Consider the following 25,493-nt stretch of genomic DNA (forward strand, 5'->3'; position numbering starts at 1 on the left):
CCACCGGGGAGAACCCGTGGCCACCAGCGGGGAGAACTACTGGCCGCCTACGGGGAGAACTTCGTGGCCATTGACATAGCGGCGCATTTTCGGCGAATTGTGCGATGTCGAGTTCGTATCCGGCATGGCGGGAGAGTTCGGAGAAGAACACGAATTGTGTTCGGGTGTTTCCTTCTCGGAAGCTGTGGATGGTGTTGATTTCGCCCCAGTGTTCAGCGAGACCGGTGAGGAATTCTTCGCGGCCTCGGCCGCGGAGGAGGTCTTGTTTCGCGAGTCGGCGGAATTGGAGGTTGGCGGCGTCGGCGATGGCGGGGGCTGGGTAGTAGCCGTAGTTGACCGTGGGGGCGTGGGGATCACCGGGGGGATAATTGACGACGTCGGGTCCGCTTTTACTCATCTGGTTGAGTGGGCCGGTACGTTCTTCTCCGGCCCAGTCGTAGACGTCTTGGAACAGGGCCCGGTGGATGGCTTTGAGGTGGTTGTAGTCGAACTTTCCGGAGACCGGCGTACGGGCCAGTTCACCCATGCGTATGTGGGTGGCAGCTTCTTCGTAGCTGCGGAGCTGCGGAGCTTGTCAGGATCCGTTGTTCCGTACGGTTCAGCTGTGCTGGTCAGCTTGTTGCGTAGAACAGTTGTTCCTGGGATGTAGTAGTCATCCCAGGAACGGAACTGTGAAGTTTTCGGCGGCAAGGGTCGTCAGTACCCCAGTGTGCGACGCAGCGCGGACAGCTCTTGTTCTGCTGTTTTCTCGCCTGTGAGCACTCGGCGGGTCGCGGCTTCGTTTTCTTCGGTGACGGTACCGCCGGCCAGTCGAACGCCGGCGGTGGCGAACTGCACAGATTCTTCAATGCTGCGAGCGCCCGCGTGCTCGTCGACGACTTTGCGTGCTGTGGTCATGAGCATTGCTCCTTGCGTTGGTTTCGTGCTGTGAGCGCTGCAGCGATGGCAAGGCTCACGGCTTCGTCTCCGGTGATTTCTCCGCGTAATTGCCTACGGCCGATTTCGAGGTCAGCGGCGGTGGGTTCCATACCGGCCATACGGTGACCGGCGGTCGCTGCGGCAAGTGCACGATCGATTTCAGCTTCTGTCAGGCGCGATTGCGGAATGAGCGATGAGGGACGTGTGGTGAGGTGAGAGTCGGTCACCAGCGCTCCTTCAGCGTCTCGAAAGTTTGTTGGCACGGGACGTGCACATCCCTATCCATTCTACCTGATCATTGCCGGTTTTCGAGGATGGACGACCACCGGAACAGTGCCAAAACGGAGCACGGAAGTCGACGTTCTCCGCGAACTAAGCCCGAACCTTGCCGCATGATTCACGGCGCAGATGGGATGCCCACATCTGCGCTCTGGCGCTGTTACCCGATTCGGGAGTCCAGTGTCGAGTCCGCTCTCGATGAACGAGTACGCGACACGGAGGGGCTTCTAGTCTGCAGCGGCAAGATCTTCGTCGTTGGCGAAGATCAGTCGCCCGTCGTCGAGTGCAATCGCCCATCGATGCACCGGAGCCCAGTCCCGTCCCACCGATCCGGAGTCGATGACCATATCCTCGTAGTCCTCGATCACCACACCTGTGCATGTCACTGTGCCATCGGCACCCGGCACCGTGATTCGCACTCGCGAACCCACTGCGGCCATGCCTTCACTTTTGCCGTTTTTGTCGGTCATCTGCCCGATTCTGGCAGAGCGACCTCATGGCAACCGGTCAACGGACTTTGGCCTTCACCGCTGTGAGCGCAGTTGGGTGGTCTGATGGATGCCGTTGTTCCTCGCTGAGGTGTTACCGGCGCTCGCCCCGGATACCACTCTGGGACAAGGTTCTGTCGGTGCATCTTCTTACAGTCAGCTCGGGTAACAGTCCGGATCGAGTGTCAGGAGCAGGCGATGACGTTCGTGGGCGATGCTCCATTGCCGCTGCCCGGCATGCCCGACAGTGCTCCCGCGCTGCCGGCGTTCCAGATGACGTTGATCGGGCAACCCCAGCCGGTACGCATTCCGGAGCGTCTGTGGCGTTCTTGGCTCGACGATCCTGCCGTCGTTTCCCGGTTCGAGTCCAAGCGTTACCGCCGCCGGAATCAGTGCTGGCCCTGGATCGGCGGTGTGTCCTCGACCGGGCATGGTTCTTTCCGTGCGGCGAGCCTGCCCGGGCCGTCCCGCCGCGGGACTGTACCGGCGCATTTGTTCGCGTACCAGCTCGAATACGGTGTCATCGCGAGGTTGGGCTGGTCGGGCACCGACGACGCGGTGCTGTGCCATCAATGCGACTTCGCCGGCTGCACCAACCCGGCACACATGCAGTTGGGAACCAATCGCAGCAACCGCAGCGAATACGAGCTCCGGCGACGCAACATCACCAGTCCACTCGCTGACGTTCGAGGACCCGCAGGTCGCACTCGCGCCATCGCCGCCGCGATACGTACCGGGATCGAGCAGAACGTAGGAGTCGATTGCATCGACGAGCGCATCGCTGCGGCCGAGGCCGCAGGACGTCCGCTCTCACTCTGGTAGCGACACCGCCGATACTGACGCATACACATTCAATATGAATGTATTTCATTGCGGTGCAGCGCTTTTCATCGACAGGATGACATAATCTATGTTATCGGCGCAAGTTTCGTTATCGATAAGGCGTAGCCGACACATTCACCGGCTGCGTTCAACCCACCGCCTGACTGAGGTTCGGGCTACTCACCCTCCATCACCGGTTCAGGTTGCTGGCCGTGCCGTCGACGCCATAGGTTGCCCATGTCGTCGGCAAACTGGAGATCGACCCGCACCTCGGCCGCTCCGGAGGCGCTGTAGGCGACCTCGACTGACTGGTCTCGTGAGATCACTTGCGGGTATTTGTCGACCATTTGCTGTTGGAAGTTTTGCAGAAGCGCGGAGAGGCCTGGAACATTCATCATTTGACCCGACAACATCCCTCCGTAGGAACCGAGGTTGGCCGGCACACCGAACATCCCCCGCGGGTACATCGAGTTAGCTTGGGAGCCAATGGCATCGAGTGTTCCGCTCATCCCGCCCGACAAGAGCTCCCGGAAGATCCCCTGTATTGAGATCTTCTCCTTCGCCGGGCGACACGCATCCTCGAGTCGGTTGCCGTCCCCATCAACGGCATATACATCGACTTCGAGGTCCGTGATCGGACCCGAGCTTGCGTTGTTCACGGTGACGGTCCATAGCCCCTGACCGATTGGCAGCGGCTTGATGGACGCTGTTACTGCGCGGATACGGCCACCGCTGTTTCCCGTTTCGGTCCCGCCGACCGAATAGTATGTGTTGTTGTCCCGGCCAGCGATGACGTTGCGCTGGGTCGAAGTGAAGCTGTGCGCGGAAACGGACGATCCGTCTACTGTTCCCGCGCCTGGGTAGGGTTTGGCGGCTCCCGATGGGAACGCGCTGCGACTCGGCCGATCCGCAGATCGCCTGCAGCTGCGATGTCCTCGGCGACAACTCCACTCCCGCCGTCGACAGCCACGTCTTCGACCTCGATGTCGCCTCCAACCGATGCGCGGCGGATCACTACGCCGACGGTGGCCGGCAACTCGGGAGCCTGATCCTCGACAGCTACCAGGAGAGCTTGCGCGAGACCAAGCAGCTCGACGTCGTCTCCGGCACCCGCCTGATCGAGTTTCTTCGCGAGAAGTGCGCGGCGGAGTTCTTCCTCCGGCTCCCGCTCCAGCCCCTCGATCTCCGCCGTCACGGAGCTGTACCGGTTCGTGATCCAGCCCTTCACGGCCGTGTAGGCGTCGCCGATTGCCTGTTTTGTGGTCTCGCGCGCGCCATCCGACGCGCCGAGTGCGATCGCCGCGACAATCAGGGTTACGGGCTCCATCGAACACCTCCTGCGATGTGGTCCTGCACGGTCATGCCGGGCCGCCCCAAATCTAGCGGTCGGCACCGACACCACTTGCCCAGGAAGGACGCCAGCTCGGCGTGGCGGCTGCTTCGAGCGCCATGAAGTGCTGAATGACCGCCGGGAATTCAGGTCGTTTACTCACACGAGGTTGGCATAGCCAAGCCCGATCCCGAGATATACATGCTGGCATGTCGCCGGCTCGACGTGGACCCCACACGGACCGCATTCGTCGACGACGCACAGATCGCCGTCGACGGCGCGGCCGCTGTCAGAATGACGACAGTTCTGCATCACGACACCCGCTCCACCATCGCCCAGCTCGATACCCTGCTCACTTACTTGATTGTCGACACCGATCGAGCTATTGAGCAGCCGTCAGGAGTGCACGGCTGACGGAGGATCGGCCGACTCCGAGAGCCTTGGCGATGGCGTCGAGGCTCTTCCCTTGTTCGCGGAGGGTGCGGGCGAGTTCGGTGCGCTCGGGTGTCATGACGGTGGGCCGTCCGCCGTGTCGGCCTTGTCGGCGGGCGGCTTCGAGGCCGGCGTGGGTGCGTTCGACGATCATGCGGCGTTCCATTTGGGCGAGGGCTGCCATGATGTGGAAGAGGAATTCACCGCCTGCGGTGGTGGTGTCGAATCCTTCTGTGAGGGAACGGAATGCGATGCCTCGTTCGCCGAGGTTGTGGACGGTGTCGATGACGTGGCGGACGGATCGCCCGAGGCGGTCGAGTTTCCAGACGACGAGGACATCGCCGTCGTTCTCGCGTAGGTAGTTCAGGCACTCGGTGAGCTGGGGGCGCTGCGTTTTGGAGCCGGATTCGTAGTCGGTGAAGATGCGGATTGCGCCGGCTTGTCGGAGGGCGTGCTGCTGCAGTTCGGGGTTTTGTTCGAGGGTGGAGACTCGGGCGTATCCGATGATGCTCACAGTCTCGGTCCTTCTGGTCTGCTGCTGTGTTGTGGGATGGTGCGGCTGTTCATAAGTTGGTGGTCGACCTCGGGGCTCCAGTGGGTGTGGAACTTGGTGGTGTCGAGGTCGGCTAGTTCCCGCTCCGGAGCGACGGGCTCAAGTGTTGGCCGGATCTCGGTCGACTCTGGTTCATGTTGTGGTGCTTCGTGTTTGATCTGGCTCGCCCAGGTATAGGTCTGTTCGGGCATGGTGTCGTAGTGCTCGATCATGGACTGCCAGTGTGCGGGGAAGGTCATGGTGGCACCGCGGGGTGATGTGGCGATGGAGTCCGTGGGCACTTCGGTGACGGGTTTGATCGCGGGCCTTAGGACGTCGGCGAGGATGGTTCCGCCATCGATGTACGCGAAGTTGCGGGCAGCTTGGACGGCGTCGACGCTGAGTTCGCGCCATTCGATGGCCCATCCGACGTCGCGGGCGAGTTGGTCGAAGAAAACCCTTTGGGTGCGGGAGTTTCCGTCGACGAAGGGGTGGACGCTGGTCAGGTCTCCCCAGTGTCCGGCGAGATCCTGGACGAACGCTTCGTGGCTGTGGTGGTTGACGTAGACGCCGCTGTTGATGTCGGTGAACACTCGGTCGAGTTCGCCTGGGATGGCGGCGGGTGGGTCGTGGAGGATGCCGAGATCGCCTGGCGCGGTGTCGATGGTGCGGATTTCACCGGCCCAGTCGTAGAGGTCACCGAGTAGGTGTCGGTGGATTGCTTGCAGGTGCGCGAAGTCGAAGTGTCCGTCGATCGGGTTCGCTGCCAACTCCGCCATTCGTGTTGCGGCGATGAGAGCTTCGGCCTGTGCGAGCGTGTGAGGGTCGTTGTATCCGAGTCGGTTTCGTAGGACCGTGGTGCCCGGATAGTGGTAGTCGTTGCTCACTGAGCGGTGCGGGCGTTCAGTTCGGCGAGTCCGCGGGCGATCGCTTCGTCTCCGGTGATCTCGCCGTTGAGGACAGCTCTGGCTGCTGCTTCCGCTTCCGCGGTGAAGGGGACTCCACCCATTTCGAGGCCGGCGCGGATGCCTGCTATTTCCCGTTCGATCTCACCTGCGGTCAGGACACGGGTGGGTTTACGCGCAATCTCGTCTGGATTCGTCATGGTCTAGTCCCCCGGTTCTCGTTCTGCGGCTGTACGCGTTTCTGCGGTTTCGACGCCGCCGACCCACTGTCGGAGGTCACTGGCGGCACATTCGTCGTTCTGCGTTGAGAGTGATGCTATCGAACCGACCGAAAACGGTCTACTCCACCGTTTCGGTCGATCTAGTTTCGGTCATGAGTTTCGGTCGACGATTTCGCGTGATCGCTCGATAGCACCGATTCGGGTCGATTCGTGGACCGAATACGTTCGTTTCCGGTCATGCCTCGGATCGAAGTTGGTGATCGGCGTTGCGCTGGAAAGCACCCGGAAACCACTAAGAGCTACGTCGCCAGCGGTGCCGCTCCTGACAGATGGGGTGAACCCCTTACTGAGGTCGTTTCGATTCAGGCCCGCGGCTCAGCTTGACCTTCATGGCCGCAACAATGACTGCAAGCGATACCGCTGCTGTGATCGAGTTACCCCATCCGAGTGCGAAGAAATTCGCGGATGTATCGAAATCCACTGTCTTGCAAGAGGCTACGGGAAATGGGATCCATGCCCACCCCGCTTCTTCAAGTGTGCCGCTTGCATACAAACTTGCTCGGCAGAGCTCTGACGCAGAGGCTGGGAACCCCCACCGTGAGGTCGCACCGAAACTGACGATCAATCCAAGTATGCCGATAGCCAGCACGAAGGAGGAGGCATTGAAGAAACCTCGTCCTACACCCCCGGATGGATTCATGTGCACAGCGTACGTTCTCCCTCCCGGTAGATACGGACCAGTCTGATTTGTCGTCAAAATGTGACCATCCGTTTGGTTTGAAGTCGCCTTCGGTCGGTTAGCGTCGACTCGTTCTGATCGATTCATGATTTCGACAGGAGGGCACGTGCGCGAAATTTCAAGGTTCTCACGGCGTCGAAGAAAAACTGGACGAGATTTCCGAAAGGTGAGAAATCTGGCCCGTACGGTAGTCATCGCGTCTGGGCTGGCCGGCCTCATCGCTTCAACTCCCGGCGTTGCAAACGCCGATCAGTTCCGAAATGGCCACTGGGTGTTTGGTTCCATCGAACGGGAATTTCTTGATTTCCTCAACGCACAGAATCAGTCCAGCATCGGTGAACCGACGAGCGATGAACTTCTTGCGGGAGTCAACGGTGAGGGGCGCTGGCAGGAATTCGGTTACGGAAACCGGATTCTGTGGAGCCCGAATGTTGATATGAACAAGGGGCGTCAGGTCGGCGGTCTCATTCTGAACAAGTACCTGACACTTCCCCCGAGAAACTATAAAGAATATGAGAACGGCCCGACGCTCTCAGAGAAGCGAAACGACGAACGTGGTCGCTTGGGTTATCCGGTCACGCGCGAGCTCCCTGCGGTCGGGGGCCGATACAACAACTTCCAAGGCGGCGGAATCACCTACAAGTTTGGTGCCACATCGGCCTACGCGACATGGGGAGACATCCGGAACCAGTGGGGAGCACAAGGGTGGGAGACCGGGAACTACGGGTTCCCGACCAGCGACGAGTATCTGTGCCAGAACCAGTCGGACTCGGACAATGCGTGGGAACTCTATGGCGCTTCTGGACAAAACTTTTCGAACGGAAAGTACTTGACCTCAGGTCGACGGACTCCGACTATGCCCGCAGGAAAGGATTCCGTCGTGGCCGGCTCGATCAATTTCGTATCGACAAGTAGCTATACCACCCAGATTGATCAAGCCATAGCAGCGTGGGCAAACCAAGGTCCGATCAAAATTAAGCCGAACGATCCGCTGAATCCGTCCTATATCTCTTTGGAAATATCCGATACCAATCGCCCGGATCTGAAATGGGCTGGGCTGCACCACTGGGATCCCCTCGGCGTCGATACACTACAGATGAACACAGGGACAATTGTTTCTGCGGCGAATGCGCGAAATGTGATGGCCCATGAGATGGGGCACGCGTTGGGTTTCGAACATAATTGCCAGTCTCAATTGATGGACCCGCGCAGCAATAGTTCAGTATTTTTACCGCAAAACATGGACAGCGAAGCGTACCATTCACGGTGGGGGTATTGAGATGAAGCCAATTAGAAACAGAAAGCGTCTCCTATTCTCGGCCATGGCTCTCGCGGCCTTGACCATATCCGCGTGTTCGTCAGACCCTGGAGCCACTCCAACTTCCTTTCCTTCAGCTGCTCCAGAGATGTCGTCTTCAGATGCCAGCTGGTCATTCGACATCACCGATCCGGCGCTGTTGGCAGGGGCGTCCGACGCCATATTCGTCGGTACGGTGATCGAGCAAACGGGAACCAAAGCGTTGAGCAAGTTTCCCGAAACCCAGTTCCTTGTTCGCATCGCTGACGGCGGAGTGTTGAAGGGCGATGTCAGTGGAGACATCACGGTGAACCAGCAGGGCGGTTTGCAACCGGACGGAACGATGGTCCTTTTGGACGACGACGAGATGGTGACAGTCGGTCAGTCTTACCTGTTCGCGACCGGCTATCTACCGTCGGAGGGGTGGTACACCGTCGTGCCGCATTCGGGGCACCAACTGATCACCGATGACGAGGTGTCAGTTCTCGAAAACAACAGCAGATCGCGCGGTGCTCCGCAGGAAGAACCTGCGGGAGTCGCTCACATGCGTGACGCCATTGCAGAGGGGAAGGTTCCGGACGCCGGCGAGGATCTCCCCCCAGTGAACTCTGAACCCGACGGTGGCCACGATGTTCCATCCTCGATTCCACCTACGACCACAGTGACACCAACCCCTACCCGCTGAGGACAACCTCCGCGCCGTTGCACTGGCAGATCGGCCTAGATCTCGCTCCGGAATGAAATTACATTTCGGAGCGAGATCTCTTTTGTACGTGAGGAAATCGAGAGTTCGTTCATCTCGAATTCGAGAATGTTCACGGCCGGGGGCTTTTGCTGTGGGTCGATTCGATCCCGGTAAGGAGGATCCGATTTTCCTCGCCGGTGAGTGCGCCGCCCATCACATCTTCGACGAGGTGGGCGGTGAAGGATGTCTGCGCGTCCGCGACGTTCGTCGGCGTGTTCAACGTGCGTTGGCGGCCGAGTAGTTCGCCGAGGTCGATGACAGGAGCGATCTGATTGATGGCGCCTTTGAGTGTTGTTTGGGTCTGCTCGCTCATCGGTTCATCTCCGTGTGATTGTTCGGCCATACAGCGGTGCGCTGCGCCTGTTTGGTGGTGCGGTTGGTGGGGATCGGCGCGAGGTGGTGGATTCCGGGGAGGCTGTAGGCGGTCAGCGCCAGTCGGGTGCGCCAGGCTTTGTGTTTGAACGCCCAGATCCAGTGTCCGGTCATCCAGATTGCGAGGCCGGCGGTGAGGATGGCGTAGGCGGTGGGTGTGCTTCCGGTGAAGCCGATGCGGAGCAGACCTTCGAAGACTGCGATCGCTCCTGCAAGTCGGGCGATGATTGATCCGAATCCCCAGATCAAGAGTGCTGCTACGGCGATGATCGCGGCGATAGCCATGCGGTTGTCCTCCTTCTCGTGGGTGATTCGGGTGTGGTTCGTAGTGGTCGAGCGCCGAAGAGTGCGCTGCTAGCTTTGCCCGCTGTACCGGCGCCATACGTAAGGGGCGGCGCACAGGAGAACCAGCAACAAAGAAACCAACGCGAAGATCATGCCGAATTGCCACGGTCTCATTGCGTCGGGAACCAACAGCCAGCCGATCAGTGTTCCGAGAACGAATCCGGCACCTGCTGCCACGGCACCTACTCCTGCGACTGGGGCAAGGATGTTGGTGATCTCCTTGTTCATGAGCGTTCCCTCCTGCGTTTTCCGGTGAGTGTGCCGTGTAGGTCCGACAGGGATTGCAGTCTCGACCGGTCAGAACAGGGCGTTTTGGGTGAGGGCTGCAGCGCTGTCGGTGCGTTTCTCGTAGGCGGCGGCGAGGGTTTGCGCGGCGGTGGGGCTGCATCCCATTTCGATGCCGATGTCTTCCCAGCTGGCTCCGTGGTCGTGCAGTTGCCAGGCGTCGTGTTCGTCGTCGTTCATCACTGGTGTTCACCTTTCACTGAGGGTGTGTGGCGGAGTGTGCGAGCCGCGATGAAGTAGTGAAATGCCAACGCGGCCAACCCTGTTCCGGCGAGTACCGCGAGGACGGGGCCGTCGGTGGTGCCGGTGACGGCGACGGTCAGGACGAATACTGCGAGCGCCAGGTAGAGGATCCCGAGGGCGATGTTGGCGATGAAATGTGTTGACCTGGCACAGTGTTTCGACTGCGACTGGGTGTCGGTCATGGCCTGCCTTCGCGGATGACGGCGAGGCGTTGGGAGGCGGCTCGGCGTTCGCGGCCGATGCTGAGCAGGTGCTCGAACAGTTGGTCTTCGGGGAGTTCTTCGGCGGCTTGGGCGAGGGATCGTGCTGCTTCGCGGAATCCGCGCCGGTAGGCCTGGGTGAGAACGGCGGCGATGTTGTGCTCGAGTTCGGCGGAGGGGACGCCGATGGTGGTGATGTCGGTGAGTGCTTTGGTGAGTTGTTTCCCGAGGTGTCCGCTGGTGCGTCCTTCTTGCTGCAAGGTGGTGAAGACGTGGGCACTGTTGTGAGGTTTGCCGGCGGTGACTAGCTCCTCGATGGCGGTGAACAGTGCCGCGTTCACGGGCCGGTAGAAGTCTGCGCTGGTCAAGGCTGTGACGGCACGTTTCGCACTTTCGGCCGGCGCCCAGAGCAGCGAGCACAGGAGTTGAGCTTCGACGTCGAGGGCGGTGCTGTATTCGTCGATCTCGGCTTCGTTGTCGGTGAGGTCGTCGAAGTCGGGGACGGTGGCCAGTGAGAGTGTCACGTCGGGGTCCTTGCTGTCGCCGGTGGGCATGGGAGGTCAGGGTCGCGGTGAGGTGAGTTGCCGGTGGCTGCGCAGGATCTCGGCGGCCGCGCGGAGGTTGCGGGCTGCATCGGCGAGGTGAGTGGCGATGTCCTGGTCATGGGCGGCAACGCCTTCGGCGATTTCCGTGTCGGGGGCGGTGTAGAGGGTGTGCAGTTCTTCGCGTGCGTCACTGATTCCGGCGAGGGAGTCGTCTAGGGCGGCGAGCATGGTGCGGAGTTTGCGGTCGACGGATTCGCTGTCGCGGCGGAGCTCGGCGTCGAGTGCGCGGTCGACGAAGTCTGCGTCGGGGGTGAAGGTGAATGCTGCTGCGGTCATCGTGGTCCTCGTTTCGCTGGCGAAAGTGCGTGGTTAGGCGGCCGGGGTGAGCTTCTTGATTTCGTCGGGGCGGAATCCGCTCCAGTGGTTTTCTCCTGCGACGACGACGGGGGCTTGCAGGTATCCGAGGCTCATGACGTAATCGCGGGCCTGTGCGTTTTCGGTGATGTCGATGACGTCGTATTCGATTCCCGCTTTGTCGAGTGCGCGGTACGTGGCATTGCATTGCACACATGCGGGCTTGGCATATACGGTGATCGCCATTTTCATTCCCCCTCGTCGGTGATTCTTTATTGATTTCATTCTATCGAACAATGCAATATAAACCAATACTTTCGCGGGTATTTCTTCGATTAGTTTCCGCTTTAGTTAATGACATCTTCAATCATTTTCCGCATTCTTTCTCTAATGCTGAACCGTGACATACGCAGCTACTTTCATGCGTTCCACCTGCACCTTCCCCCCTCCCCCGGCATGTGCCGATATTCTGGTCTCGGCGGGAGTGGGTCAAGGTGAGTGGAGGAAAAAATATCGTAGCGCCTTTGTTCGAGCGTGCGAGTGGCGCGTACGAATATTATTTTCGGAGCGGCCTTGATGTGCGAGTGTCGGGATAGAAGAATGTTCACACCGGGGCGGGTCGATTCCTTTTCCTTGCGCCTTTATCGTGGTTCGTGGCCGGCGGCCGGGTGATTTCTTGCGTGTCTGTGGTGGTGTCCGCCTTCCGCCCTTCCGGTCCGCCGGTGGCTCTGACCGCCGGCCGGGGGCGGAAGGTGCGGGGCGGAAGGGCGGACGATCCCCAACCCTTTCGGGCTGGGGATCGCCGCAACATCGGGTCAGTCGATCGCGACCTCGTCGAATGTGAGCTGTCCGGTGATGATTTCCTCGACGGCTGCGAGGGTGTAGCCCTGTTCCATCAGGAAACTGAGGTACTGGTCGGCGTTCTTGGGCTTGGCGCGCCATGCGTCTTTGACCATGCGGGACTCTTGCGCGGCGAGCACCAGCGCAAGGGTGAGAACCTGGGCGCGAGCTTCGGACACCTTCGCCACGTGCTCGGCCAACTCTCGGCCGGGGTAGTAGCCCTTGAATCCGAGCAGCTCACCGAGTGATTCCGCTGCCTTGTATTCCGAGATCAGTCCGGGATCGCGGGCGAGGGTGGTCGCGACGTAGGTCGCTGCCGTCTTCGGCGGGGTCTTGCGGGCGAGCAAGGTTGTGCGCAGAAACTCGCGGCGGACGGTGGTCGCGGCCTCGGCCTGCTTGTTCAACTCGCGGACTCGTCGCCGTTCCTGCTTGTCCTTCGCTTCCTGCTCGCGCACTGCCCGAGCTGCCTCGGCGGGGTCGTTTCCGCTGGCGGCGGCGGGAACGGCGTCGATGATCGGGCGCGGTTCGAGTCCTGCGCCTTCCTGGTCGATGCACCAGTATTCCGGTAGGTATTCGGGCCGGTAGTCGACGGTGTCGGCGTGCCGTAGCCCTTCGTCGGGTACGCCGGAATCGTCGTCCTCGGTGTCCCAATCGACATCGTCGTAGTCGACGCGCTCGCCGGTGGCTTTGTCGAAAAACGCGTCGTTCAATCCCAGGAACACTGCCCAGAACTGCGGGGCTGCGTCGATCATGTCCGGGGTGACCTCGTCGCCGTCTGTGGTGACCAGGTCGGACGGGGACGGCACCTCCTCCCCGAAACTGATGTGATCGTGCGGAAGGATCGTAAATCCCTTCTCCTCGAACGGGGCTGCGGCGAGGGCGTATGCCTCCCGTTCTTCGCGCAACCCGCGTAGTCGCTCCGCTACGTGGTCGAAGTCGTAGTACCTCGTGGTCAGGAGCTTTTCGACGGCTTCGGTGTCTCCGGCTTCCTCGAACTCGGCCACGACTGCCGCATGTGCAAGGTCGAGCTGTCCGGCGTCGAGGGCGGTGCGGGCTGCCTCGGCTTTTCCTACCGCTGCTTGGGCTTTCACGTCCTTTTTGTTCATCGCGAGGGTCTTGGACACCTTCGTGATGGATGCGCCGAATTCGAGCATCTGCGCAACTCCTCGGGTGTGCTGCGCTGCGGTCAGCCCTTCGCGGTGCCGGTTGGCGGTGATCTGCTTGCCGATCCGGTCGATGGTGCGGGCCTTGTCACTGCCTGCGGCGTCGGGGCAGATCACGACGGGGATGCTGGTCAGGCCGGTTTCGCGGGCTGCGAGGGTGCGGCGCTGGCCGTCGCGGACGACGATCGTTCCGTCTGCGGTTCGTACGGCGCTGATCGCTTCGAGCACTCCGTTTTCGCGGATAGATTCGACAAAGTCGGGGGTCTGCGCCAGATCGACGCTGTCGCGGACGTTCTCGCCGATGTCGAGGGCGTCGGGGTGCAGCTGCGCGACCTCGAGTGCTGCGGCGGGTTCGGTGTGTGTTGCGGTCACGGTGTTGCCTCTCGTAGACTTCGGGACACGACACCGGGCAGGTAACAGCTGCCCGGTGTTGTGTTGTTTCCGTAGGTTTTTCGATCTCAAGCGGTGGCCGGTTCCAAGATCACTTGATCGGCCGTGGGGTGACGGTCTCGGCAGCTATCGGCTTCGATGTGTGCGTCCATCAGGTCGGAGGCGTGGCCGTGGTAGTCGAGCGCGATGAGCAGCTCCACGAACGCGTCGATTTCCGAACAGCAGTTGTGCTCGACGACGCTGCCCCGATACTCGGCTGTCTCGAACAACTTCGCCCAGGCATCTGCTTTCTCGCAGATGTTGTGCAGGTCGTAGCCGTACATCGTTTTCTCCTTCGGTCGGGCGGTTGTGGTCGGTCATGCTGCGCGTCCTTGCGTGTGACGGATGGGTGGGTGGTTAGTTGGTGGGGGTGGCGGCGGCGTCGATGTCCTCCTCGGTGTGTCCGGCGTCGCGGGCTGCGGCGCGGGCGGCTGCGAAGGCATCGACCAGGGCGGTGACGTCGATGAACCCTTCGCGGCTGCGGTCGAGCATCGCTGCATCGAGCGCTGCGGTCGCCTCGACAACAGCGACGAGCGCGGGTGCGAGGGTGTCGGTTTCGGTGCTCATGTGGGGCTCCTTTGTGGTGGGTGGTGGGTCGCTCAACCGCAGATGCAGTCCTCGTCGCCGGATCGTTGCGCAGTGCAGGCGTAGTCGCCGGGGTCCGGGTAGATGCACATCTGCGTGTCGTCTGTCATTGCAGGGCAGGAGGTTTGGCCGCAGTCGCAGTTCGTCTCGTTGCTCATCGTTTTTTCCTTTGCTCGAGATTGGTGGGTGGTTGTCGTTACTCGGCGTTGACGCACTGTGCGGCGTCGTCGTGCATGCGAGGGCAGGAGTAGTCACCGCACCCGCAACTGAGTCCGGCGTAGTGGCTGGTTGCCGCGCTGTAGTCGCCGCCCTCGGTGTAGTCGTAGCCGTCGCTCATCGGTGACCTTCCGTTCGTGGCTGGGGACCAATCCCGTGCCCCGCCAATTTTTTTCGCCTTCTGGCATAGGAGAGTTGGACCGGCATGAGGGGGCCGGAGTGCAACTGGTGAGCGGAAGAGTTTTCCTGCGAGCCTGCGAGTGCGGGTTGAAAAAGTCTTTCGAGCCGAAGGCCGGAGCGAAGCGGAGTCAGCGGTTGCGCGCAGGTCACCGCCGGTCAAAATCGGAAGGCCAGAAGGAGAATCTCAATAGGGTTTGTCAACAGTGCGGCCGTAGGCCGTTCCCATCAGGCGGAGCCGAAGGCTACGCAGGCCCGAGAGTCGCGCCGGGCAGCTTTGGCGATACAAGGTACCGACGACTCACCACACCGTCTCAAGTCCCGTATATCCGCACCTTTTTTAAATCGCCAACTACCGCTATCATCGTTATATGACGATCAATAACGAGTCGGGGTGCCTCGCCGCAACCGGCAGCGGGTCGAGCTTGGATGCGGCAGTGGCCTTGTTCCACAGTCTCTCGGACGGCACCCGATTGTCGATCGTGCGCCGTCTCGCCGAAGGAGAAGCGCGGGTTGCGGATTTGATTGGCGAACTCGGCCTCGCCCAGTCGACGGTGTCCGCACATGTCGCATGCCTACGTGATTGCGGTTTGGTCGACGGCAGACCAGAAGGTCGGCAGGTGTTCTACTCGCTGGCCCGGCCGGAGTTGATGGACCTACTCGCCTCGGCGGAGACGCTGCTTGCCGCGACAGGGAACGCGGTTGCCCTGTGCCCGAATTACGGCACCGACATCGGAGATAGCCGTGAGTGACGCGTGCGGCTGCGGCCACGACGAACCCCGTGCCGAGGGCGAGGAAGAACACGGGCCCGAAAAGTGGTGGCAGGTTACCGAGATCCGGGCGGCTGCAACTGCGGGCGTGCTGCTGATCGCGGCTCTGACAGTCAGGCTGACCGGCGGACCTGATGCGCTCGGGATCGGCCTCGAAGCGGCCGCGCTGATCATTGCTGGCTACACCTTCGTACCGTCCACCCTCACACGCCTGGCCAAGGGCAAAATCGGGGTCGGCACCCTGATGACGATCGCGGCCGTCGGCGCGGTACTGCTCGGCGAGGTCGGCGAAGCAGCCATGCTCGCATTCTTGTTTGCGATCAGCGAGGGACTTGAGGAGTACGCGGTCACCCGCACCCGCCGGGGCCTGCGCGCCCTCTTGTCCCTGGTCCCGGACACAGCGACAGTGCTCCGCGGCGGCCGGGAGGAAACCGTCCCACCCTCGGACCTCGAGCTCGGTGAGGTCATGATCGTCAAGCCCGGGGAGCGGATCGCCACCGACTGTGTCATTCGCGCCGGGCGCACCGCCCTGGACACCTCCGCGATCACCGGAGAATCGGTGCCCGTCGAAGCCGGTCCCGGTGACGAGGTATTCGCCGGGTCGATCAACGGCACCGGCGTCCTCGAAGTCGAGGTCACCGCAGAGGCGCAGGACAATTCGCTGGCGAAGATCGTACGGATCGTCGAAGCTGAGCAGTCCCGCAAGGGCGAGGCGCAACGCCTCGCCGACAAGATCGCCAAACCTCTGGTTCCGGGCGTGATGATCGTCGCCGCGGCTATCGCCGCGGTCGGCAGCGTGCTCGGTGATCCGCTGGTGTGGATCGAACGAGCCCTGGTGGTACTGGTCGCCGCGTCCCCGTGCGCGCTGGCCATCGCGATACCCGTCACGGTCGTCGCCGCAATCGGCGCGGCATCCAAGCTCGGTGTCCTGGTCAAGGGCGGCGCAGCACTCGAAGCGCTCGGCCGGATCCGCACCATCGCATTGGACAAGACCGGCACCCTCACCCGCAACCAACCTGCCGTGATCGACGTCGCGACCGCGAACGGCGCCAACCGCGGTGACGTTCTCGCGGTGGCCGCAGCGTTGGAGGCACGCAGCGAGCACCCGCTCGCTCGCGCGATTCTCGCCGCCGTCGAGGACTACACACCCGCTGATGACGCGGACGCAGTCATCGGTGCAGGCCTGACCGGCTACATCGACGGCATCCCCGTCCGGCTCGGTCGGCCAGGCTGGATCGACCCGGGGCCACTGACCGGGGATATCGAACGAATGCAGCACGCCGGCGCCACTGCGGTCCTGATCGAACGCGCCGGAACCGTGATCGGGGCGGTCGCCGTCCGCGACGAACTCCGGCCGGAAGCACGTGAAGTTGTCACCGAACTACGCCGCGGCGGCTACACCGTCGCGATGCTCACCGGCGACAACGAGCGCACTGCCCGTGCTCTGGCCACCGATGTCGGCATCGACGACGTGCACGCCGATCTGCGCCCGGAGGACAAGGCGCGCATTGTGGAGACCTTGCGTGCGAGCCGACCGACGGCGATGGTCGGGGACGGTGTCAACGATGCCCCCGCCCTGGCCACCGCCGATCTGGGTATCGCGATGGGTGCGATGGGAACCGACGTCGCCATCGAGACCGCCGATGTCGCTTTGATGGGCGAGGACCTGCGGCATCTTCCTCAGGCTCTGCATCATGCGCGACGATCGCGGTCGATCATGTTGCAGAACGTCGGCCTGTCTTTGGCGATTATCACCGTTCTGATGCCTCTGGCTCTGTTCGGTGTGCTCGGCTTGGCTGCGGTCGTGCTCGTCCACGAGGTCGCCGAGATCGTCGTCATTGCCAACGGGGTGCGCGCCGGGCGTACCCGAAGTCTGGCTGCTGTATCGCAGTCGACCAGGGCGTCCGAGCCGGCCGCGGGAGTACGGCGATGACATCTGCCGACAGCTCCGGGTCATCGTCGGTGTCCGTGGCCGGAATGCGTCGCGGCCGGGGTGTTCTCGTCATACTCGTGGGTGCCTTGGCGGCGGTCGCGCTGCTCCTCGACCCGGTGGCACGTGGCGCGCTGTCCGGTGGGCAGGTAGTCGATTTCGGGGTCCTGCAACTGCGATTGGCCTACAACAGTGGTGTCGCGTTCAGCCTCGGTGACCAGCTCCCCGCAGTCGTCGTTCTCGCCGGCACCGCTGCCCTCACCGCCGCGATCGGTGTGTTCGCCTGGCGCACAGCACCTGAGCGTCCCGTGCTCCAGACCATCGGGCTGGCCGCGATCACGGCCGGTGCCGCCGCCAACGTCGTCGACCGCTTTCTCGACGGCAAAGTCACCGACTACTTCCATACCGGATGGTGGCCCACGTTCAACCTCGCTGACACCTACATCACCGGCGGCGTTGTCCTCGTCATCGGCGGGCTGCTCCTCGAATCCACCGGCAGGGAACACATCTGATGAACCGAATGCCCGCACAGTTGCGCAGTACCTACACCGCGGAGATGGCCGCAGCTCGCCGCACCGGCGACGACACCATGCGTTGGCATCACCTCGAACGCGCACATGTCATCTCCCAGCCCTATCCATGGCCACACACCCACAACCACCTCGCCATGCTCCGCCTCGCCCTTCGTCAGCGTGATCGCCGCGAAGCACTCGGACAGATTCTTCGCATCATGGTCGCCGCACCGGGGTCCGCCCTGGGACGCTATCCGGAGGGCAACACCGGACGTACTCGTGTCGGCCTCATGACACAGATGCCGATACCTGACGATCTCGCCGAGACCATCTCTCGCAGCACCTGAAGGAACACCATGATGCATCTTGAAATTCTGCAGGTCCCGGACTGTCCGAACGTTCAACTCCTCGAACAACGGATCGAGCACGTTCTCGCAGATGAGTCGATCGAATGGGAACTGTGCCACGTAATCGTCGACGATCCTCGATCCGCAGAACGTGCGGGCATGACCGGGTCTCCGACGTTGCTCGTCGACGGCCGCGATCCTTTTGCCGAGCCGGATCAGTTCCCCAACGTGTCCTGCAGGCTCTACCGAGATGCCACGGGCGCGCCCGGTGGCGCTCCTACCGTTGCTGCACTGAGGAGTGCTTTCGGTACGGCTTCACACACCGCTGATGTAGAGGGCGATGGGTGAAAGCATCGATCACACCCACAGCTGCGTCTCAACAGGTTCGTCTCCAGCGGCAGCGATGGAGTCCTCACAAGATCGAGCTGAACCAATCGGACCCGCGGAAACTGCGGTGAAGTAGGCCATCCCCCAGGGTGGCTTCGCGGAGCGCGGCACCTCGCCGACGATCCGGTATCAGGCACCGATCGCAATCACAGTTCACGCGGACACTTGCACCCTGAACTGCTGTGGTCTACATCGAGTGCTTATCGGTGCATGTTCGTTCTTCGTTTGCAAGCTCGACAAGCGCCTGGATCACCACGACCAGGACAAGGACAAGGCGCGCGAAAGCGCCAGGACGAGTTGGTAGAACGACCAGGGAGTTGCGGGTGCCGCCGAAATTATCCCTCGTCGCAGCGGGTTTCAGGCGTGTGACTTTGCCGGCTTCTAGGCGAGTCAAGCCGGAGGGAACTCCTCACTGAGTACGTGTTGCGCGACGTTTCTCATCTACGACCATCACTTCTTCATTGATCCGGCGCCGCAACGACCGGAATATGATCGCGGAGATGGCGAATCCGAGCAGCACGGCCCCGAACAGTGCCAAGACGCCGGGGATTTCGAGATCGAATATGGCGTTGATTCCCATGATGATCACTGTGAGACCGGCAATCAAGGCGAGCCGGGCCGCGGTGTAGTACATCATCAGGCGCACGAGCTTTGAACGTGCCACACGGTTGATTCGCGCCAGGCGCGTCTGCGGCGCTTTGTGTCCATCCAGTACCGCAATTCTTGGGCTGACTGGTGGGTTGGGACGGCCCTTCGGAGCGGACTGGCGTTTCACGATGCTCGATTCTCGGGTTCGGATCCCGCCTCTGTTTGGCGGGGGGCGACGGACGAACCACATAACTACTATGCACAATAGTAGTTCAGTGATGTTCCCGGTTCACCGCACCACGCTTGGAGGAAGTGCATGCAGGCACGGTCTCGATGGCTCCTGTTCTTCCTGGTCGTGATCGCCCTCCTTGTCGTGGCGATCTGGCCTCGATCCACGTCAACCGAAGCCCACACCTCGACCCGGCCGCAAGTGCCCCCGGCCGCATCAAAAGGGGAAGAATTAGCTTCCGACTCGGGGGTTTCGTCGTCGTCCGCGGCAGCGGGCGTTTCCTGTCCTGCGGCCCCGGCACTACCGCCCGTAAACGGAGAACTCTTGGGAATCAAAGCGAGGTGTCTTGGCGAGAGCACCGAAGTCGACCTCGGTGCAGCGTTGTCCGGGGAACCTACCTTGATCAACCTCTGGGCCTCGTGGTGTGGGCCGTGCCGATCGGAAATCCCGGTACTGAATGACTATGCAGGTACTCCGGGCGCCATCCGCATAGTCGGAATCAACGTCCAGGACGACATGTCAGCAGCACTGGCACTTCTCACGGACATAGGCGTGCGCTATCCCTCGTTCGCCGCCGTCGACGACATCGGAATTGCGCTGTCGGCGCCGCCAGTTCTACCTCTGAGCTTTCTCGTCCAACGTGACGGGTCCGTCGACCAGGTTACAACCCCCATGGTTTTCGAGAACACTGACCAAATACGCTCCGCTGTAAGTGAGTTGATGAAATGACCGCCCCCACGCTCCCTCGAAGACCGAGACAACGTGCACTCGGAACACCCACCCGCGCCCTCTCACTCGTCGCCATTCTCACCGCGATCGTCGTCGCCGCGAGCGGGTGCGCGACCGGCACCGACGCAGTCGCTTCGGGTGCGAATTTCGATTTCGTCTCACCGGGAGGGCAAACCGATATTTTGTACGACCCACCCGAGTCGCGAAACATGATCGGCGTATTGGCCGGACCTGACCTCATGACCGACGGTAGCGACATTTCACTGACTGATTACGCAGGTCAGGTCGTCGTGATCAATCTGTGGGGGCAATGGTGCGCCCCGTGCCGGTCCGAGGCCGATGATCTCGAGCGCGCGTACGAAGCGACCAAAGGTCTCGGTGTTCAGTTTCTCGGGATCAATGTTCGAGATCCTCAGCGTGACAAGGCCCAGGACTTCGTCGTCGACAACAACGTGAGCTACCCCTCGATCTACGACCCGTCGATGAGAACATTGACAGCACTCGGCGGAAACTACCCGACAAGCGTGATTCCCTCCACGCTGGTGTTGGATCGACAGCAGCGCGTCGCCGCCGTATTCCTTCGCGCACTTCTCACCGAGGATCTGCAACCTGTCATCGAGCGTGTGGCGGCCGAACAGTGAACGAACTCGCCCAAGGCGTCGGGTCCAGCTTCCAGACCGCCGCCTCGAGCGGTCCGTTGCTGCTCGCCGTGGCAGCGTGCATTCTGGCCGGTCTGGTGTCTTTCGCATCGCCGTGCGTGGTGCCACTGGTTCCCGGATACCTGTCATATCTGGCCGGCATTTCCGGAGCTGATTCTCCGGCGGTGACCCCTGGTGGCGAGAATGCACAACCCGCAGGCAGATGGCGGGTGACAGGGGCGGCCACGATGTTCGTTGCGGGATTCACGGTGGTGTTCGTTCTCGCCACGGCGTCGGTATTCGGGGTGATCGGCACCCTGCGCATCAACGAAGAACTGCTCCAACGCGTGGGTGGTGTGATCACCATCGTGATGGGGTTGACGTTCATCGGCTTCATTCCTGCCCTGCAGAAAGACGCACGGTTCGCCCCACGGCGCATCTCCTCCCTTGCCGGCGCACCCTTGTTGGGGGGTGTGTTCGCGTTGGGTTGGACACCGTGTCTCGGGCCCACTCTCGCCGGGGTTATTTCGGTTGCGGCCGGAACTCAAGGCACCACAGCAGCGCGTGGGGTGATACTGATCGTCGCCTACTGTCTGGGATTGGGACTGCCGTTTATCGTGCTGGCATTCGGGTCCGCAAAAGCGCTCCGCGGTGTCGGATGGCTCAAACGCCATTCACGGACGATTCAGATCATCGGCGGAATAATGCTCGTCGTTGTCGGCCTGGCCCTGGTCACCGGCGTATGGGGCGTGTTCATCGGCTGGTTGCGCAACGAATTCGTCAGTTCGGTCGTGTTACCGATATGACCGATAACGCCACCGCGGGAGCTCGCATCCGTCGCCTCCCGAGACTGATGATCCGAGAAAGCATTCGGCTACTGCGCCAGAATTGGCGCAGGTTGACATCGATGAGTACCGCGCTCGTGCTTCTGTTCCTCTTGGCGCTCGCAGCACTTCCCGGAGCTATGTTGCCTCAGCGAAATCTCAACGTACAAAAAGTGTCCCAGTACATCGCGGCCCAACCAACCCTTGGCCCGTTGTTCGACAAGCTGGAGTTGTTCGACGTCTTTTCCAGCTTCTGGTTCACTGCGATCTATGTCCTGCTGTTTCTCTCTCTCATCGGCTGTCTGATTCCACGCTTACAGGCGCATCTCGGCGCGCTTCGGAGCCAACCTGTGCGAGCGCCTCGGAATCTGTCCAGGTTGCCTCACCATTTTCGCGGCGTTCTAGATATCTCGCATGACGAGGCCTTCACCAGAGTGCGGCAGTCGCTCAAGGGCTGGCGGGTAGCGATCAGGCCCGAAAAAGATTCCGAGGTAACGGTTTCCGCGGAAAAGGGGTATCTGCGAGAAGCAGGGAATCTGGTGTTCCACTTCTCGCTGATCGGATTGCTCGTCACCGTCGCCATTGGCAAGCTGGTCGGGTATGAGGGTTCGGTCATCGTCATTGCCGACGGCGGCCCTGGATTCTGCAACACGTCACCCGCCGTGTACGACTCGTTTCGGGCTGGAAGTGCAACTGATGGAACGGGTCTCGCACCGTTCTGCATCAAGGTCAACGACTTCTCCGCGGACTATCTCGATACCGGTCAGGCCGAAATGTTCACCTCGAACATCTCGTACCAGAGCGGGCAGGACATCGCGACCAATACATGGAAGGACTATCGCCTTCGGGTCAACGAACCGTTGCGTACCGATGGCGCCCGCGTCTATCTGACCGGCCACGGGTACGCGCCGCAGTTCACGGTCACATTCCCCGATGGACAATCCCGTACCGAGACAATGCAGTTTCAACCGGACGACGCGGTGACGTTCCTGAGCAGTGGGGCGTTGCGGTTCGATCCACCCGGCGGTTCGTTCCCTGATCCGAACGAGCGCCGGAAGAATCAGATCGCCATCGAGGGACTCTTCGCACCGACCGCGGCCTTCAGCGGGACGCTCCTGACTTCGTCGTTTCCCGACGCGCGTGACCCTGCGGTCGCGATCGACATCTACAAGGGCGATACGGGTCTGGATACCGGCATCCCGCAATCGATCTTCACGTTGAACAAGGAAATGATCAACCAAGGAAGGCTGGTCAAACAAGATCGTGTGAACCTTCGCCCGGGAGAGACGCGGACTCTCACCGATGGAACACAGGTTCGGTTCGACGGGGCCAAGGAATTCGCCAATCTGCAGGTGTCGTACGACCCTGTGCAACAGTGGGTTCTCGTCTTTGCGATCACGATGATGCTCGGACTGTTGATCTCGCTCGTGATCAGGAGGCGGCGGGTGTGGATCCGCCTACGCCCGGGGACGGGACCGGAGCAGGTCGATCTCGAACTCGGTGGACTGGCGCGGACCGACCACGCCGGATGGGGCGGCGAATTCGACGATCTCTGTGAGAAATTGTTGGCGGACCAGCACAGTTCTCCTTCTACGAGAGCGGGCCTGTGAGGGTCCTTTCGGTCGACCGTGCAATCACTGCCGACGGTGAACTAGATGCATGTCTGAAGAGTGGTCGCCCCAAACGGCACCGCGGTGGGATCGCTTTGCCTCTCGCGCTTTCGGTGGGCGCTGGGTGGCTGCTGTTTCTCAGCTTTCCGCCGCGCACGCTGTGGTTTCTCGCCCCTGTAGCCATCGCCCTGCTGACCGCCGTTCTCCAGGGGCGCAGTCTCCGTGCGGGTTTCGGATTCGGCTATGCCGCGGGACTGGGATTCTTCGTTCCCTTGCTGCCGTGGGTCGGAGCGTACGTAGGTGCAACGCCTTGGTTGGCGTTGGCGGCGATTGAAGCGCTCGCGTTCGGCGTGTTCGGCGTACTGGCGGTGGCCGTCGGTCGCGCTCCGCTTTCCCCGGTGTGGATTGCGGGTGCATGGGTCACCGCAGAAGCACTTCGTAGCCGAGTTCCGTTCGGCGGTTTCCCGTGGGGGCGTTTGGCCTTCGGGCAGGCTGACAGTCCGCTGCTGCCGTTGGCTTCGATCGCGGGGGCGCCAGGTCTTTCCTTCGTGACTGCACTGATCGGAACACTCATCGCCTGGTCACTGGCCGGGCCCTTGACTGTTCGATGGCAAGCATTGGCGAAAGGTGGCGCTTGCATCGTCCTCATCTTTGTGAGTGCATTGGTGACCGGTTCTCCAGGTGCCGCCCCTGACGAGGTCGTCACTGCGACCGTCGTTCAGGGCAACGTGCCGCGACTCGGCCTCGATTTCAACGCCCAACGCCGAGCGGTGCTCGACAATCATGTTGCCCGCACCGAGCAGCTCGCAGCTGATGTCGTGACCGGCCGCGTAGCCCGGCCCCGACTGGTGATCTGGCCCGAAAATGCTTCGGATATAGATCCTTTGGTGAATCGGGATGCTGCGGATCGACTGGACCGAGCAGCCCGTTCGATCGGGGCCCCGATCCTGGTCGGTACGGTTCTCGTAGGTGAGGCGGGTACTTCGGTCAACAGTGTCATGGTGTGGGATCCCACGGATGGCCCTGGGCAGCAACACATCAAGCGGCAGCTTGTGCCCTTCGGGGAGTACCTGCCGCTCCGATCGATCGTTAGTGCGGTGTCGTCATATGCCGATTCTGCGGGCAATTTCGTTGCCGGGAATGGGAACGGTGTCGTCGGCCTCAACGGAGTTCAGGTAGCTGTTGCCACGTGTTACGAGGTGGCCTTCGACGATCTGGTGACCGAGTCGGTCCAGGCGGGAGCCACCGTCATCGCGGTTCCCACCAACAATGCGACCTTCGGCCGGACCGAGATGACCTTTCAGCAGTTGGCCATGTCGCGGGTGCGGGCGGTCGAACACGGCCGCAGTGTGTTGATCGCCGCGACCAGCGGTGTCAGTGCGATCATCACGCCGACGGGGGAAGTACGCCAACAGAGCGAGATCTTCACAGCACAGGCACTGACCGACGAGGTCGCCCTGCGTTCCGATCTCACACCGGCAACACGTCTGGGCGCGGTTCCCGAGATCGCCCTGGCAGTGATCGTCCTTTCCCTCGCCACCGCACCTCTCTTCGGGGGCGCGTACCGCTTCTGTCTCGGCAGAAGGAACAAAACCATGAATTACTATGATTGATAGTAATTCAGTGTCGGTGCCAACGCACTAGGGAACGAGTCCGCCAATGTCGAAGAACCGCAAGAAGAACACACCTCTCCCCCGCGGCGGTGGGGTGCCTGGTGGCCGAAGTTTTCCGTGGTCGATATCGATAGCAGTCCTGATTATCGCCGGCCTGGTCTCGGTCATCGCCTACAACATGGTGCCCAAAGCCATCGAGAGAACCGAAGCGCAAAAATACGCTCCGAGCGCGGACAACCCGGACCCGTCGAAGTCGATCGAGGGGGTGACCGAAATCGAATATGCTGCCGCCAATCATATCCAAGCGCCTCAGCGTGTGGCATACGATCAAACTCCGCCTTTGGGCGGAGCGCATGATCAGTACTGGGCAACGTGCACAGGCATCGTCTACCCGGAGCCGATTCGCACAGAGAATGCGGTGCATTCACTCGAGCACGGCGCGGTTTGGGTGTCCTACGATCCTGACTCCTTGAACTCGTCCGACGTCGATGCCCTTGCCTCCCAAGTAGATGGTGAACCGTATTCTCTGATGTCACCGTTCCCCGGCATCGATTCACCTGTTTCTATTCAATCGTGGGGGCACCAACTCAAAGTCGACAGCGTCGACGACCCCCGTATCGCAAAGTTCGTCACTTCCCTCAAACAGAACCCGAACACCCATCCAGAGGTCGGGGCCAGCTGTGCAACCGTCCCCGGCGGATTCGACCCGAAGGCTCCTTCCCCCTTCGACGCATCTCCGCCAGGCCCTGATGCGATTCCCGCAGCATCGGAGCAGTCAGCAACTGGTCTCCCCGGGGCAACGGCCACACCGATGCCCGCGATCACGGGAGAACGCAGCAATGGTTGAACACGCT

The 25,493-nt window shown here is 61.5% G+C and carries 38 protein-coding genes; 15 read left to right on the plus strand and 23 right to left on the minus strand.

The annotated features are described in order from the left end of the window. The 4 genes from AC1Q61_RS23065 to AC1Q61_RS23080 form a co-directional block, all read right to left on the minus strand. On the minus strand, positions 1 to 526 hold a 526-nt coding region (locus AC1Q61_RS23065; protein ID WP_492654905.1), incomplete at its 3' end, for a Fic/DOC family protein. Between the two features lie 170 nt (positions 527 to 696). After that, a complete protein-coding gene (locus AC1Q61_RS23070; protein WP_099699056.1) occupies positions 697 to 897 on the minus strand; it encodes a hypothetical protein in 201 nt (66 codons plus the stop codon). Next, entirely contained in the window at positions 894 to 1,145 is a 252-nt protein-coding gene (locus AC1Q61_RS23075; RefSeq protein ID WP_492651361.1) for an antitoxin VbhA family protein, read from the minus strand. Before AC1Q61_RS23075 ends, AC1Q61_RS23070 begins: the two co-directional genes overlap by 4 nt. Before the next feature lie 279 nt (positions 1,146 to 1,424). Then, positions 1,425 to 1,667, minus strand: a complete 243-nt coding sequence (locus AC1Q61_RS23080; RefSeq protein WP_492651360.1) for a hypothetical protein — start codon at positions 1,665 to 1,667, stop codon at positions 1,425 to 1,427. A 216-nt stretch (positions 1,668 to 1,883) separates the two neighbouring features. On the opposite strand from AC1Q61_RS23080, the gene AC1Q61_RS23085 reads away from it, so the two are divergent. After that, positions 1,884 to 2,507 carry a hypothetical protein gene (locus tag AC1Q61_RS23085; RefSeq protein ID WP_492651359.1) on the plus strand — a complete coding sequence of 208 codons (624 nt, stop codon included), beginning with the start codon at positions 1,884 to 1,886 and terminating at the stop codon, positions 2,505 to 2,507. A gap of 176 nt (positions 2,508 to 2,683) precedes the next feature. On the opposite strand, the gene AC1Q61_RS23090 is transcribed toward AC1Q61_RS23085, so the two are convergent. Beyond that, positions 2,684 to 3,166, minus strand: coding sequence for a hypothetical protein (locus AC1Q61_RS23090; RefSeq protein ID WP_475845770.1), 483 nt, complete (start codon positions 3,164 to 3,166; stop codon positions 2,684 to 2,686). A gap of 182 nt (positions 3,167 to 3,348) precedes the next feature. Next, positions 3,349 to 3,834, minus strand: coding sequence for a Het-E N-terminal domain-containing protein (locus AC1Q61_RS23095; protein ID WP_475845771.1), 486 nt, complete (start codon positions 3,832 to 3,834; stop codon positions 3,349 to 3,351). Between the two features lie 147 nt (positions 3,835 to 3,981). Here AC1Q61_RS23095 and AC1Q61_RS23100 point away from each other — a divergent pair, with 147 nt between their 5' ends. After that, positions 3,982 to 4,251: an HAD-IA family hydrolase gene (locus AC1Q61_RS23100; protein WP_475845857.1), complete on the plus strand. Its 270-nt coding sequence runs from the start codon at positions 3,982 to 3,984 to the stop codon at positions 4,249 to 4,251. On the opposite strand, the gene AC1Q61_RS23105 is transcribed toward AC1Q61_RS23100, so the two are convergent. The 3 genes from AC1Q61_RS23105 to AC1Q61_RS23115 are packed head-to-tail and all read right to left on the minus strand — an operon-like array spanning position 4,220 to position 5,906. Then, positions 4,220 to 4,783 (minus strand): recombinase family protein, encoded by a 564-nt coding sequence (locus tag AC1Q61_RS23105; RefSeq protein WP_475845773.1) that lies wholly within the window; start codon positions 4,781 to 4,783, stop codon positions 4,220 to 4,222. The genes AC1Q61_RS23100 and AC1Q61_RS23105 overlap by 32 nt on opposite strands. Next, positions 4,780 to 5,688, minus strand: coding sequence for a Fic/DOC family protein (locus AC1Q61_RS23110; protein WP_475845775.1), 909 nt, complete (start codon positions 5,686 to 5,688; stop codon positions 4,780 to 4,782). Before AC1Q61_RS23110 ends, AC1Q61_RS23105 begins: the two co-directional genes overlap by 4 nt. Next, positions 5,685 to 5,906 (minus strand): hypothetical protein, encoded by a 222-nt coding sequence (locus AC1Q61_RS23115; protein WP_475845779.1) that lies wholly within the window; start codon positions 5,904 to 5,906, stop codon positions 5,685 to 5,687. The genes AC1Q61_RS23110 and AC1Q61_RS23115 overlap by 4 nt, the downstream gene beginning before the upstream one ends. Positions 5,907 to 6,772: 866 nt before the next feature. On the opposite strand from AC1Q61_RS23115, the gene AC1Q61_RS23120 reads away from it, so the two are divergent. Together AC1Q61_RS23120 and AC1Q61_RS23125 are read left to right on the plus strand one after the other, a co-directional pair. Continuing rightward, positions 6,773 to 7,945, plus strand: coding sequence for a hypothetical protein (locus tag AC1Q61_RS23120; RefSeq protein ID WP_475845792.1), 1,173 nt, complete (start codon positions 6,773 to 6,775; stop codon positions 7,943 to 7,945). 127 nt (positions 7,946 to 8,072) lie between these two features. Next, the gene (locus AC1Q61_RS23125; protein ID WP_172932391.1) at positions 8,073 to 8,648 is read left to right on the plus strand and encodes a hypothetical protein; all 576 of its coding nucleotides are present in this window, start codon (positions 8,073 to 8,075) and stop codon (positions 8,646 to 8,648) included. 130 nt (positions 8,649 to 8,778) lie between these two features. On the opposite strand, the gene AC1Q61_RS23130 is transcribed toward AC1Q61_RS23125, so the two are convergent. The 13 genes from AC1Q61_RS23130 to AC1Q61_RS23190 all read right to left on the minus strand — a co-directional run bounded on the left by AC1Q61_RS23130 (position 8,779) and on the right by AC1Q61_RS23190 (position 14,406). Beyond that, positions 8,779 to 9,021, minus strand: coding sequence for a hypothetical protein (locus AC1Q61_RS23130; RefSeq protein ID WP_030537347.1), 243 nt, complete (start codon positions 9,019 to 9,021; stop codon positions 8,779 to 8,781). Continuing rightward, positions 9,018 to 9,365: a hypothetical protein gene (locus tag AC1Q61_RS23135; RefSeq protein WP_030537346.1), complete on the minus strand. Its 348-nt coding sequence runs from the start codon at positions 9,363 to 9,365 to the stop codon at positions 9,018 to 9,020. Before AC1Q61_RS23135 ends, AC1Q61_RS23130 begins: the two co-directional genes overlap by 4 nt. Before the next feature lie 69 nt (positions 9,366 to 9,434). Next, complete coding sequence (locus tag AC1Q61_RS23140; RefSeq protein WP_172932390.1) at positions 9,435 to 9,653, minus strand: hypothetical protein; 219 nt, start codon at positions 9,651 to 9,653, stop codon at positions 9,435 to 9,437. Between the two features lie 69 nt (positions 9,654 to 9,722). Continuing rightward, positions 9,723 to 9,890 (minus strand): hypothetical protein, encoded by a 168-nt coding sequence (locus tag AC1Q61_RS23145; protein ID WP_166502855.1) that lies wholly within the window; start codon positions 9,888 to 9,890, stop codon positions 9,723 to 9,725. Further along, entirely contained in the window at positions 9,890 to 10,135 is a 246-nt protein-coding gene (locus tag AC1Q61_RS23150) for a hypothetical protein (RefSeq protein WP_172932389.1), read from the minus strand. The genes AC1Q61_RS23145 and AC1Q61_RS23150 overlap by 1 nt, the downstream gene beginning before the upstream one ends. Beyond that, on the minus strand, positions 10,132 to 10,707 hold the full coding sequence (locus AC1Q61_RS23155; protein ID WP_172932388.1) for a DnaB-like helicase N-terminal domain-containing protein: 576 nt from the start codon (positions 10,705 to 10,707) through the stop codon (positions 10,132 to 10,134). The genes AC1Q61_RS23150 and AC1Q61_RS23155 overlap by 4 nt, the downstream gene beginning before the upstream one ends. 6 nt (positions 10,708 to 10,713) lie before the next feature. Continuing rightward, positions 10,714 to 11,034: a hypothetical protein gene (locus AC1Q61_RS23160; RefSeq protein ID WP_030537340.1), complete on the minus strand. Its 321-nt coding sequence runs from the start codon at positions 11,032 to 11,034 to the stop codon at positions 10,714 to 10,716. 33 nt (positions 11,035 to 11,067) lie between these two features. After that, on the minus strand, positions 11,068 to 11,298 hold the full coding sequence (gene nrdH, locus AC1Q61_RS23165; protein WP_475845795.1) for a glutaredoxin-like protein NrdH: 231 nt from the start codon (positions 11,296 to 11,298) through the stop codon (positions 11,068 to 11,070). 569 nt (positions 11,299 to 11,867) lie between these two features. Then, on the minus strand, positions 11,868 to 13,427 hold the full coding sequence (locus AC1Q61_RS23170; RefSeq protein WP_475845796.1) for a ParB/RepB/Spo0J family partition protein: 1,560 nt from the start codon (positions 13,425 to 13,427) through the stop codon (positions 11,868 to 11,870). A gap of 86 nt (positions 13,428 to 13,513) precedes the next feature. Beyond that, positions 13,514 to 13,768: a hypothetical protein gene (locus AC1Q61_RS23175; protein WP_475845798.1), complete on the minus strand. Its 255-nt coding sequence runs from the start codon at positions 13,766 to 13,768 to the stop codon at positions 13,514 to 13,516. 73 nt (positions 13,769 to 13,841) lie between these two features. After that, entirely contained in the window at positions 13,842 to 14,051 is a 210-nt protein-coding gene (locus AC1Q61_RS23180) for a hypothetical protein (protein WP_475845800.1), read from the minus strand. Positions 14,052 to 14,083: 32 nt separating this feature from the next. Further along, the gene (locus AC1Q61_RS23185; protein ID WP_020971538.1) at positions 14,084 to 14,227 is read right to left on the minus strand and encodes a hypothetical protein; all 144 of its coding nucleotides are present in this window, start codon (positions 14,225 to 14,227) and stop codon (positions 14,084 to 14,086) included. Between the two features lie 38 nt (positions 14,228 to 14,265). Further along, positions 14,266 to 14,406 carry a hypothetical protein gene (locus tag AC1Q61_RS23190; protein WP_475845801.1) on the minus strand — a complete coding sequence of 47 codons (141 nt, stop codon included), beginning with the start codon at positions 14,404 to 14,406 and terminating at the stop codon, positions 14,266 to 14,268. Between the two features lie 427 nt (positions 14,407 to 14,833). Here AC1Q61_RS23190 and AC1Q61_RS23195 point away from each other — a divergent pair, with 427 nt between their 5' ends. The 5 genes from AC1Q61_RS23195 to AC1Q61_RS23215 are packed head-to-tail and all read left to right on the plus strand — an operon-like array spanning position 14,834 to position 18,369. Beyond that, the gene (locus AC1Q61_RS23195) at positions 14,834 to 15,214 is read left to right on the plus strand and encodes an ArsR/SmtB family transcription factor (RefSeq protein ID WP_475845803.1); all 381 of its coding nucleotides are present in this window, start codon (positions 14,834 to 14,836) and stop codon (positions 15,212 to 15,214) included. Beyond that, a complete protein-coding gene (locus tag AC1Q61_RS23200; RefSeq protein ID WP_475845805.1) occupies positions 15,207 to 17,165 on the plus strand; it encodes a heavy metal translocating P-type ATPase in 1,959 nt (652 codons plus the stop codon). Before AC1Q61_RS23195 ends, AC1Q61_RS23200 begins: the two co-directional genes overlap by 8 nt. After that, positions 17,162 to 17,674: a signal peptidase II gene (lspA, locus tag AC1Q61_RS23205; RefSeq protein ID WP_475845807.1), complete on the plus strand. Its 513-nt coding sequence runs from the start codon at positions 17,162 to 17,164 to the stop codon at positions 17,672 to 17,674. Before AC1Q61_RS23200 ends, lspA begins: the two co-directional genes overlap by 4 nt. Continuing rightward, on the plus strand, positions 17,674 to 18,021 hold the full coding sequence (locus tag AC1Q61_RS23210) for a DUF3703 domain-containing protein (RefSeq protein ID WP_475845809.1): 348 nt from the start codon (positions 17,674 to 17,676) through the stop codon (positions 18,019 to 18,021). The genes lspA and AC1Q61_RS23210 overlap by 1 nt, the downstream gene beginning before the upstream one ends. Before the next feature lie 9 nt (positions 18,022 to 18,030). Then, positions 18,031 to 18,369 (plus strand): alkylmercury lyase, encoded by a 339-nt coding sequence (locus tag AC1Q61_RS23215; protein WP_475845811.1) that lies wholly within the window; start codon positions 18,031 to 18,033, stop codon positions 18,367 to 18,369. Between the two features lie 448 nt (positions 18,370 to 18,817). On the opposite strand, the gene AC1Q61_RS23220 is transcribed toward AC1Q61_RS23215, so the two are convergent. Next, the gene (locus AC1Q61_RS23220) at positions 18,818 to 19,183 is read right to left on the minus strand and encodes a DUF4229 domain-containing protein (RefSeq protein WP_475845812.1); all 366 of its coding nucleotides are present in this window, start codon (positions 19,181 to 19,183) and stop codon (positions 18,818 to 18,820) included. A gap of 366 nt (positions 19,184 to 19,549) precedes the next feature. On the opposite strand from AC1Q61_RS23220, the gene AC1Q61_RS23225 reads away from it, so the two are divergent. The 6 genes from AC1Q61_RS23225 to AC1Q61_RS23250 are packed head-to-tail and all read left to right on the plus strand — an operon-like array spanning position 19,550 to position 25,486. After that, a complete protein-coding gene (locus tag AC1Q61_RS23225; protein ID WP_475845813.1) occupies positions 19,550 to 19,954 on the plus strand; it encodes a TlpA family protein disulfide reductase in 405 nt (134 codons plus the stop codon). Continuing rightward, a complete protein-coding gene (locus AC1Q61_RS23230; protein ID WP_475845815.1) occupies positions 19,951 to 20,595 on the plus strand; it encodes a TlpA disulfide reductase family protein in 645 nt (214 codons plus the stop codon). The genes AC1Q61_RS23225 and AC1Q61_RS23230 overlap by 4 nt, the downstream gene beginning before the upstream one ends. Beyond that, on the plus strand, positions 20,592 to 21,398 hold the full coding sequence (locus tag AC1Q61_RS23235) for a cytochrome c biogenesis CcdA family protein (RefSeq protein WP_475845817.1): 807 nt from the start codon (positions 20,592 to 20,594) through the stop codon (positions 21,396 to 21,398). Before AC1Q61_RS23230 ends, AC1Q61_RS23235 begins: the two co-directional genes overlap by 4 nt. Continuing rightward, positions 21,395 to 23,026 (plus strand): cytochrome c biogenesis protein ResB, encoded by a 1,632-nt coding sequence (gene resB, locus AC1Q61_RS23240; RefSeq protein WP_475845819.1) that lies wholly within the window; start codon positions 21,395 to 21,397, stop codon positions 23,024 to 23,026. Before AC1Q61_RS23235 ends, resB begins: the two co-directional genes overlap by 4 nt. Next, the gene (gene lnt / locus AC1Q61_RS23245) at positions 23,023 to 24,639 is read left to right on the plus strand and encodes an apolipoprotein N-acyltransferase (RefSeq protein ID WP_475845821.1); all 1,617 of its coding nucleotides are present in this window, start codon (positions 23,023 to 23,025) and stop codon (positions 24,637 to 24,639) included. Before resB ends, lnt begins: the two co-directional genes overlap by 4 nt. Before the next feature lie 46 nt (positions 24,640 to 24,685). Beyond that, on the plus strand, positions 24,686 to 25,486 hold the full coding sequence (locus AC1Q61_RS23250; protein WP_475845822.1) for a thioredoxin-like domain-containing protein: 801 nt from the start codon (positions 24,686 to 24,688) through the stop codon (positions 25,484 to 25,486). The last annotated feature ends 7 nt before the right edge of the window (positions 25,487 to 25,493 follow it).

It is taken from the genome of Rhodococcus sp. MPR-R1B (assembly GCF_058793255.1).

Bases quoted from the DNA above. Each gene is read 5' to 3' on its own strand.
- AC1Q61_RS23070 (WP_099699056.1), bottom strand. From the start codon at position 897: ATGACCACAGCACGCAAAGTCGTCGACGAGCACGCGGGCGCTCGCAGC.
- AC1Q61_RS23080 (WP_492651360.1), bottom strand. From the start codon at position 1,667: ATGACCGACAAAAACGGCAAAAGTGAAGGCATGGCCGCAGTGGGTTCG.
- AC1Q61_RS23085 (WP_492651359.1), top strand. From the start codon at position 1,884: ATGACGTTCGTGGGCGATGCTCCATTGCCGCTGCCCGGCATGCCCGAC.
- AC1Q61_RS23095 (WP_475845771.1), bottom strand. From the start codon at position 3,834: ATGGAGCCCGTAACCCTGATTGTCGCGGCGATCGCACTCGGCGCGTCG.
- AC1Q61_RS23115 (WP_475845779.1), bottom strand. From the start codon at position 5,906: ATGACGAATCCAGACGAGATTGCGCGTAAACCCACCCGTGTCCTGACC.
- AC1Q61_RS23125 (WP_172932391.1), top strand. From the start codon at position 8,073: ATGTCGTCTTCAGATGCCAGCTGGTCATTCGACATCACCGATCCGGCG.
- AC1Q61_RS23130 (WP_030537347.1), bottom strand. From the start codon at position 9,021: ATGAGCGAGCAGACCCAAACAACACTCAAAGGCGCCATCAATCAGATC.
- AC1Q61_RS23135 (WP_030537346.1), bottom strand. From the start codon at position 9,365: ATGGCTATCGCCGCGATCATCGCCGTAGCAGCACTCTTGATCTGGGGA.
- AC1Q61_RS23140 (WP_172932390.1), bottom strand. From the start codon at position 9,653: ATGAACAAGGAGATCACCAACATCCTTGCCCCAGTCGCAGGAGTAGGT.
- AC1Q61_RS23145 (WP_166502855.1), bottom strand. From the start codon at position 9,890: ATGAACGACGACGAACACGACGCCTGGCAACTGCACGACCACGGAGCC.
- AC1Q61_RS23150 (WP_172932389.1), bottom strand. From the start codon at position 10,135: ATGACCGACACCCAGTCGCAGTCGAAACACTGTGCCAGGTCAACACAT.
- AC1Q61_RS23155 (WP_172932388.1), bottom strand. From the start codon at position 10,707: ATGCCCACCGGCGACAGCAAGGACCCCGACGTGACACTCTCACTGGCC.
- AC1Q61_RS23160 (WP_030537340.1), bottom strand. From the start codon at position 11,034: ATGACCGCAGCAGCATTCACCTTCACCCCCGACGCAGACTTCGTCGAC.
- nrdH (WP_475845795.1), bottom strand. From the start codon at position 11,298: ATGGCGATCACCGTATATGCCAAGCCCGCATGTGTGCAATGCAATGCC.
- AC1Q61_RS23175 (WP_475845798.1), bottom strand. From the start codon at position 13,768: ATGTACGGCTACGACCTGCACAACATCTGCGAGAAAGCAGATGCCTGG.
- AC1Q61_RS23180 (WP_475845800.1), bottom strand. From the start codon at position 14,051: ATGAGCACCGAAACCGACACCCTCGCACCCGCGCTCGTCGCTGTTGTC.
- AC1Q61_RS23185 (WP_020971538.1), bottom strand. From the start codon at position 14,227: ATGAGCAACGAGACGAACTGCGACTGCGGCCAAACCTCCTGCCCTGCA.
- AC1Q61_RS23190 (WP_475845801.1), bottom strand. From the start codon at position 14,406: ATGAGCGACGGCTACGACTACACCGAGGGCGGCGACTACAGCGCGGCA.
- AC1Q61_RS23195 (WP_475845803.1), top strand. From the start codon at position 14,834: ATGACGATCAATAACGAGTCGGGGTGCCTCGCCGCAACCGGCAGCGGG.
- lspA (WP_475845807.1), top strand. From the start codon at position 17,162: ATGACATCTGCCGACAGCTCCGGGTCATCGTCGGTGTCCGTGGCCGGA.
- AC1Q61_RS23210 (WP_475845809.1), top strand. From the start codon at position 17,674: ATGAACCGAATGCCCGCACAGTTGCGCAGTACCTACACCGCGGAGATG.
- AC1Q61_RS23215 (WP_475845811.1), top strand. From the start codon at position 18,031: ATGATGCATCTTGAAATTCTGCAGGTCCCGGACTGTCCGAACGTTCAA.
- AC1Q61_RS23230 (WP_475845815.1), top strand. From the start codon at position 19,951: ATGACCGCCCCCACGCTCCCTCGAAGACCGAGACAACGTGCACTCGGA.
- resB (WP_475845819.1), top strand. From the start codon at position 21,395: ATGACCGATAACGCCACCGCGGGAGCTCGCATCCGTCGCCTCCCGAGA.
- AC1Q61_RS23250 (WP_475845822.1), top strand. From the start codon at position 24,686: ATGTCGAAGAACCGCAAGAAGAACACACCTCTCCCCCGCGGCGGTGGG.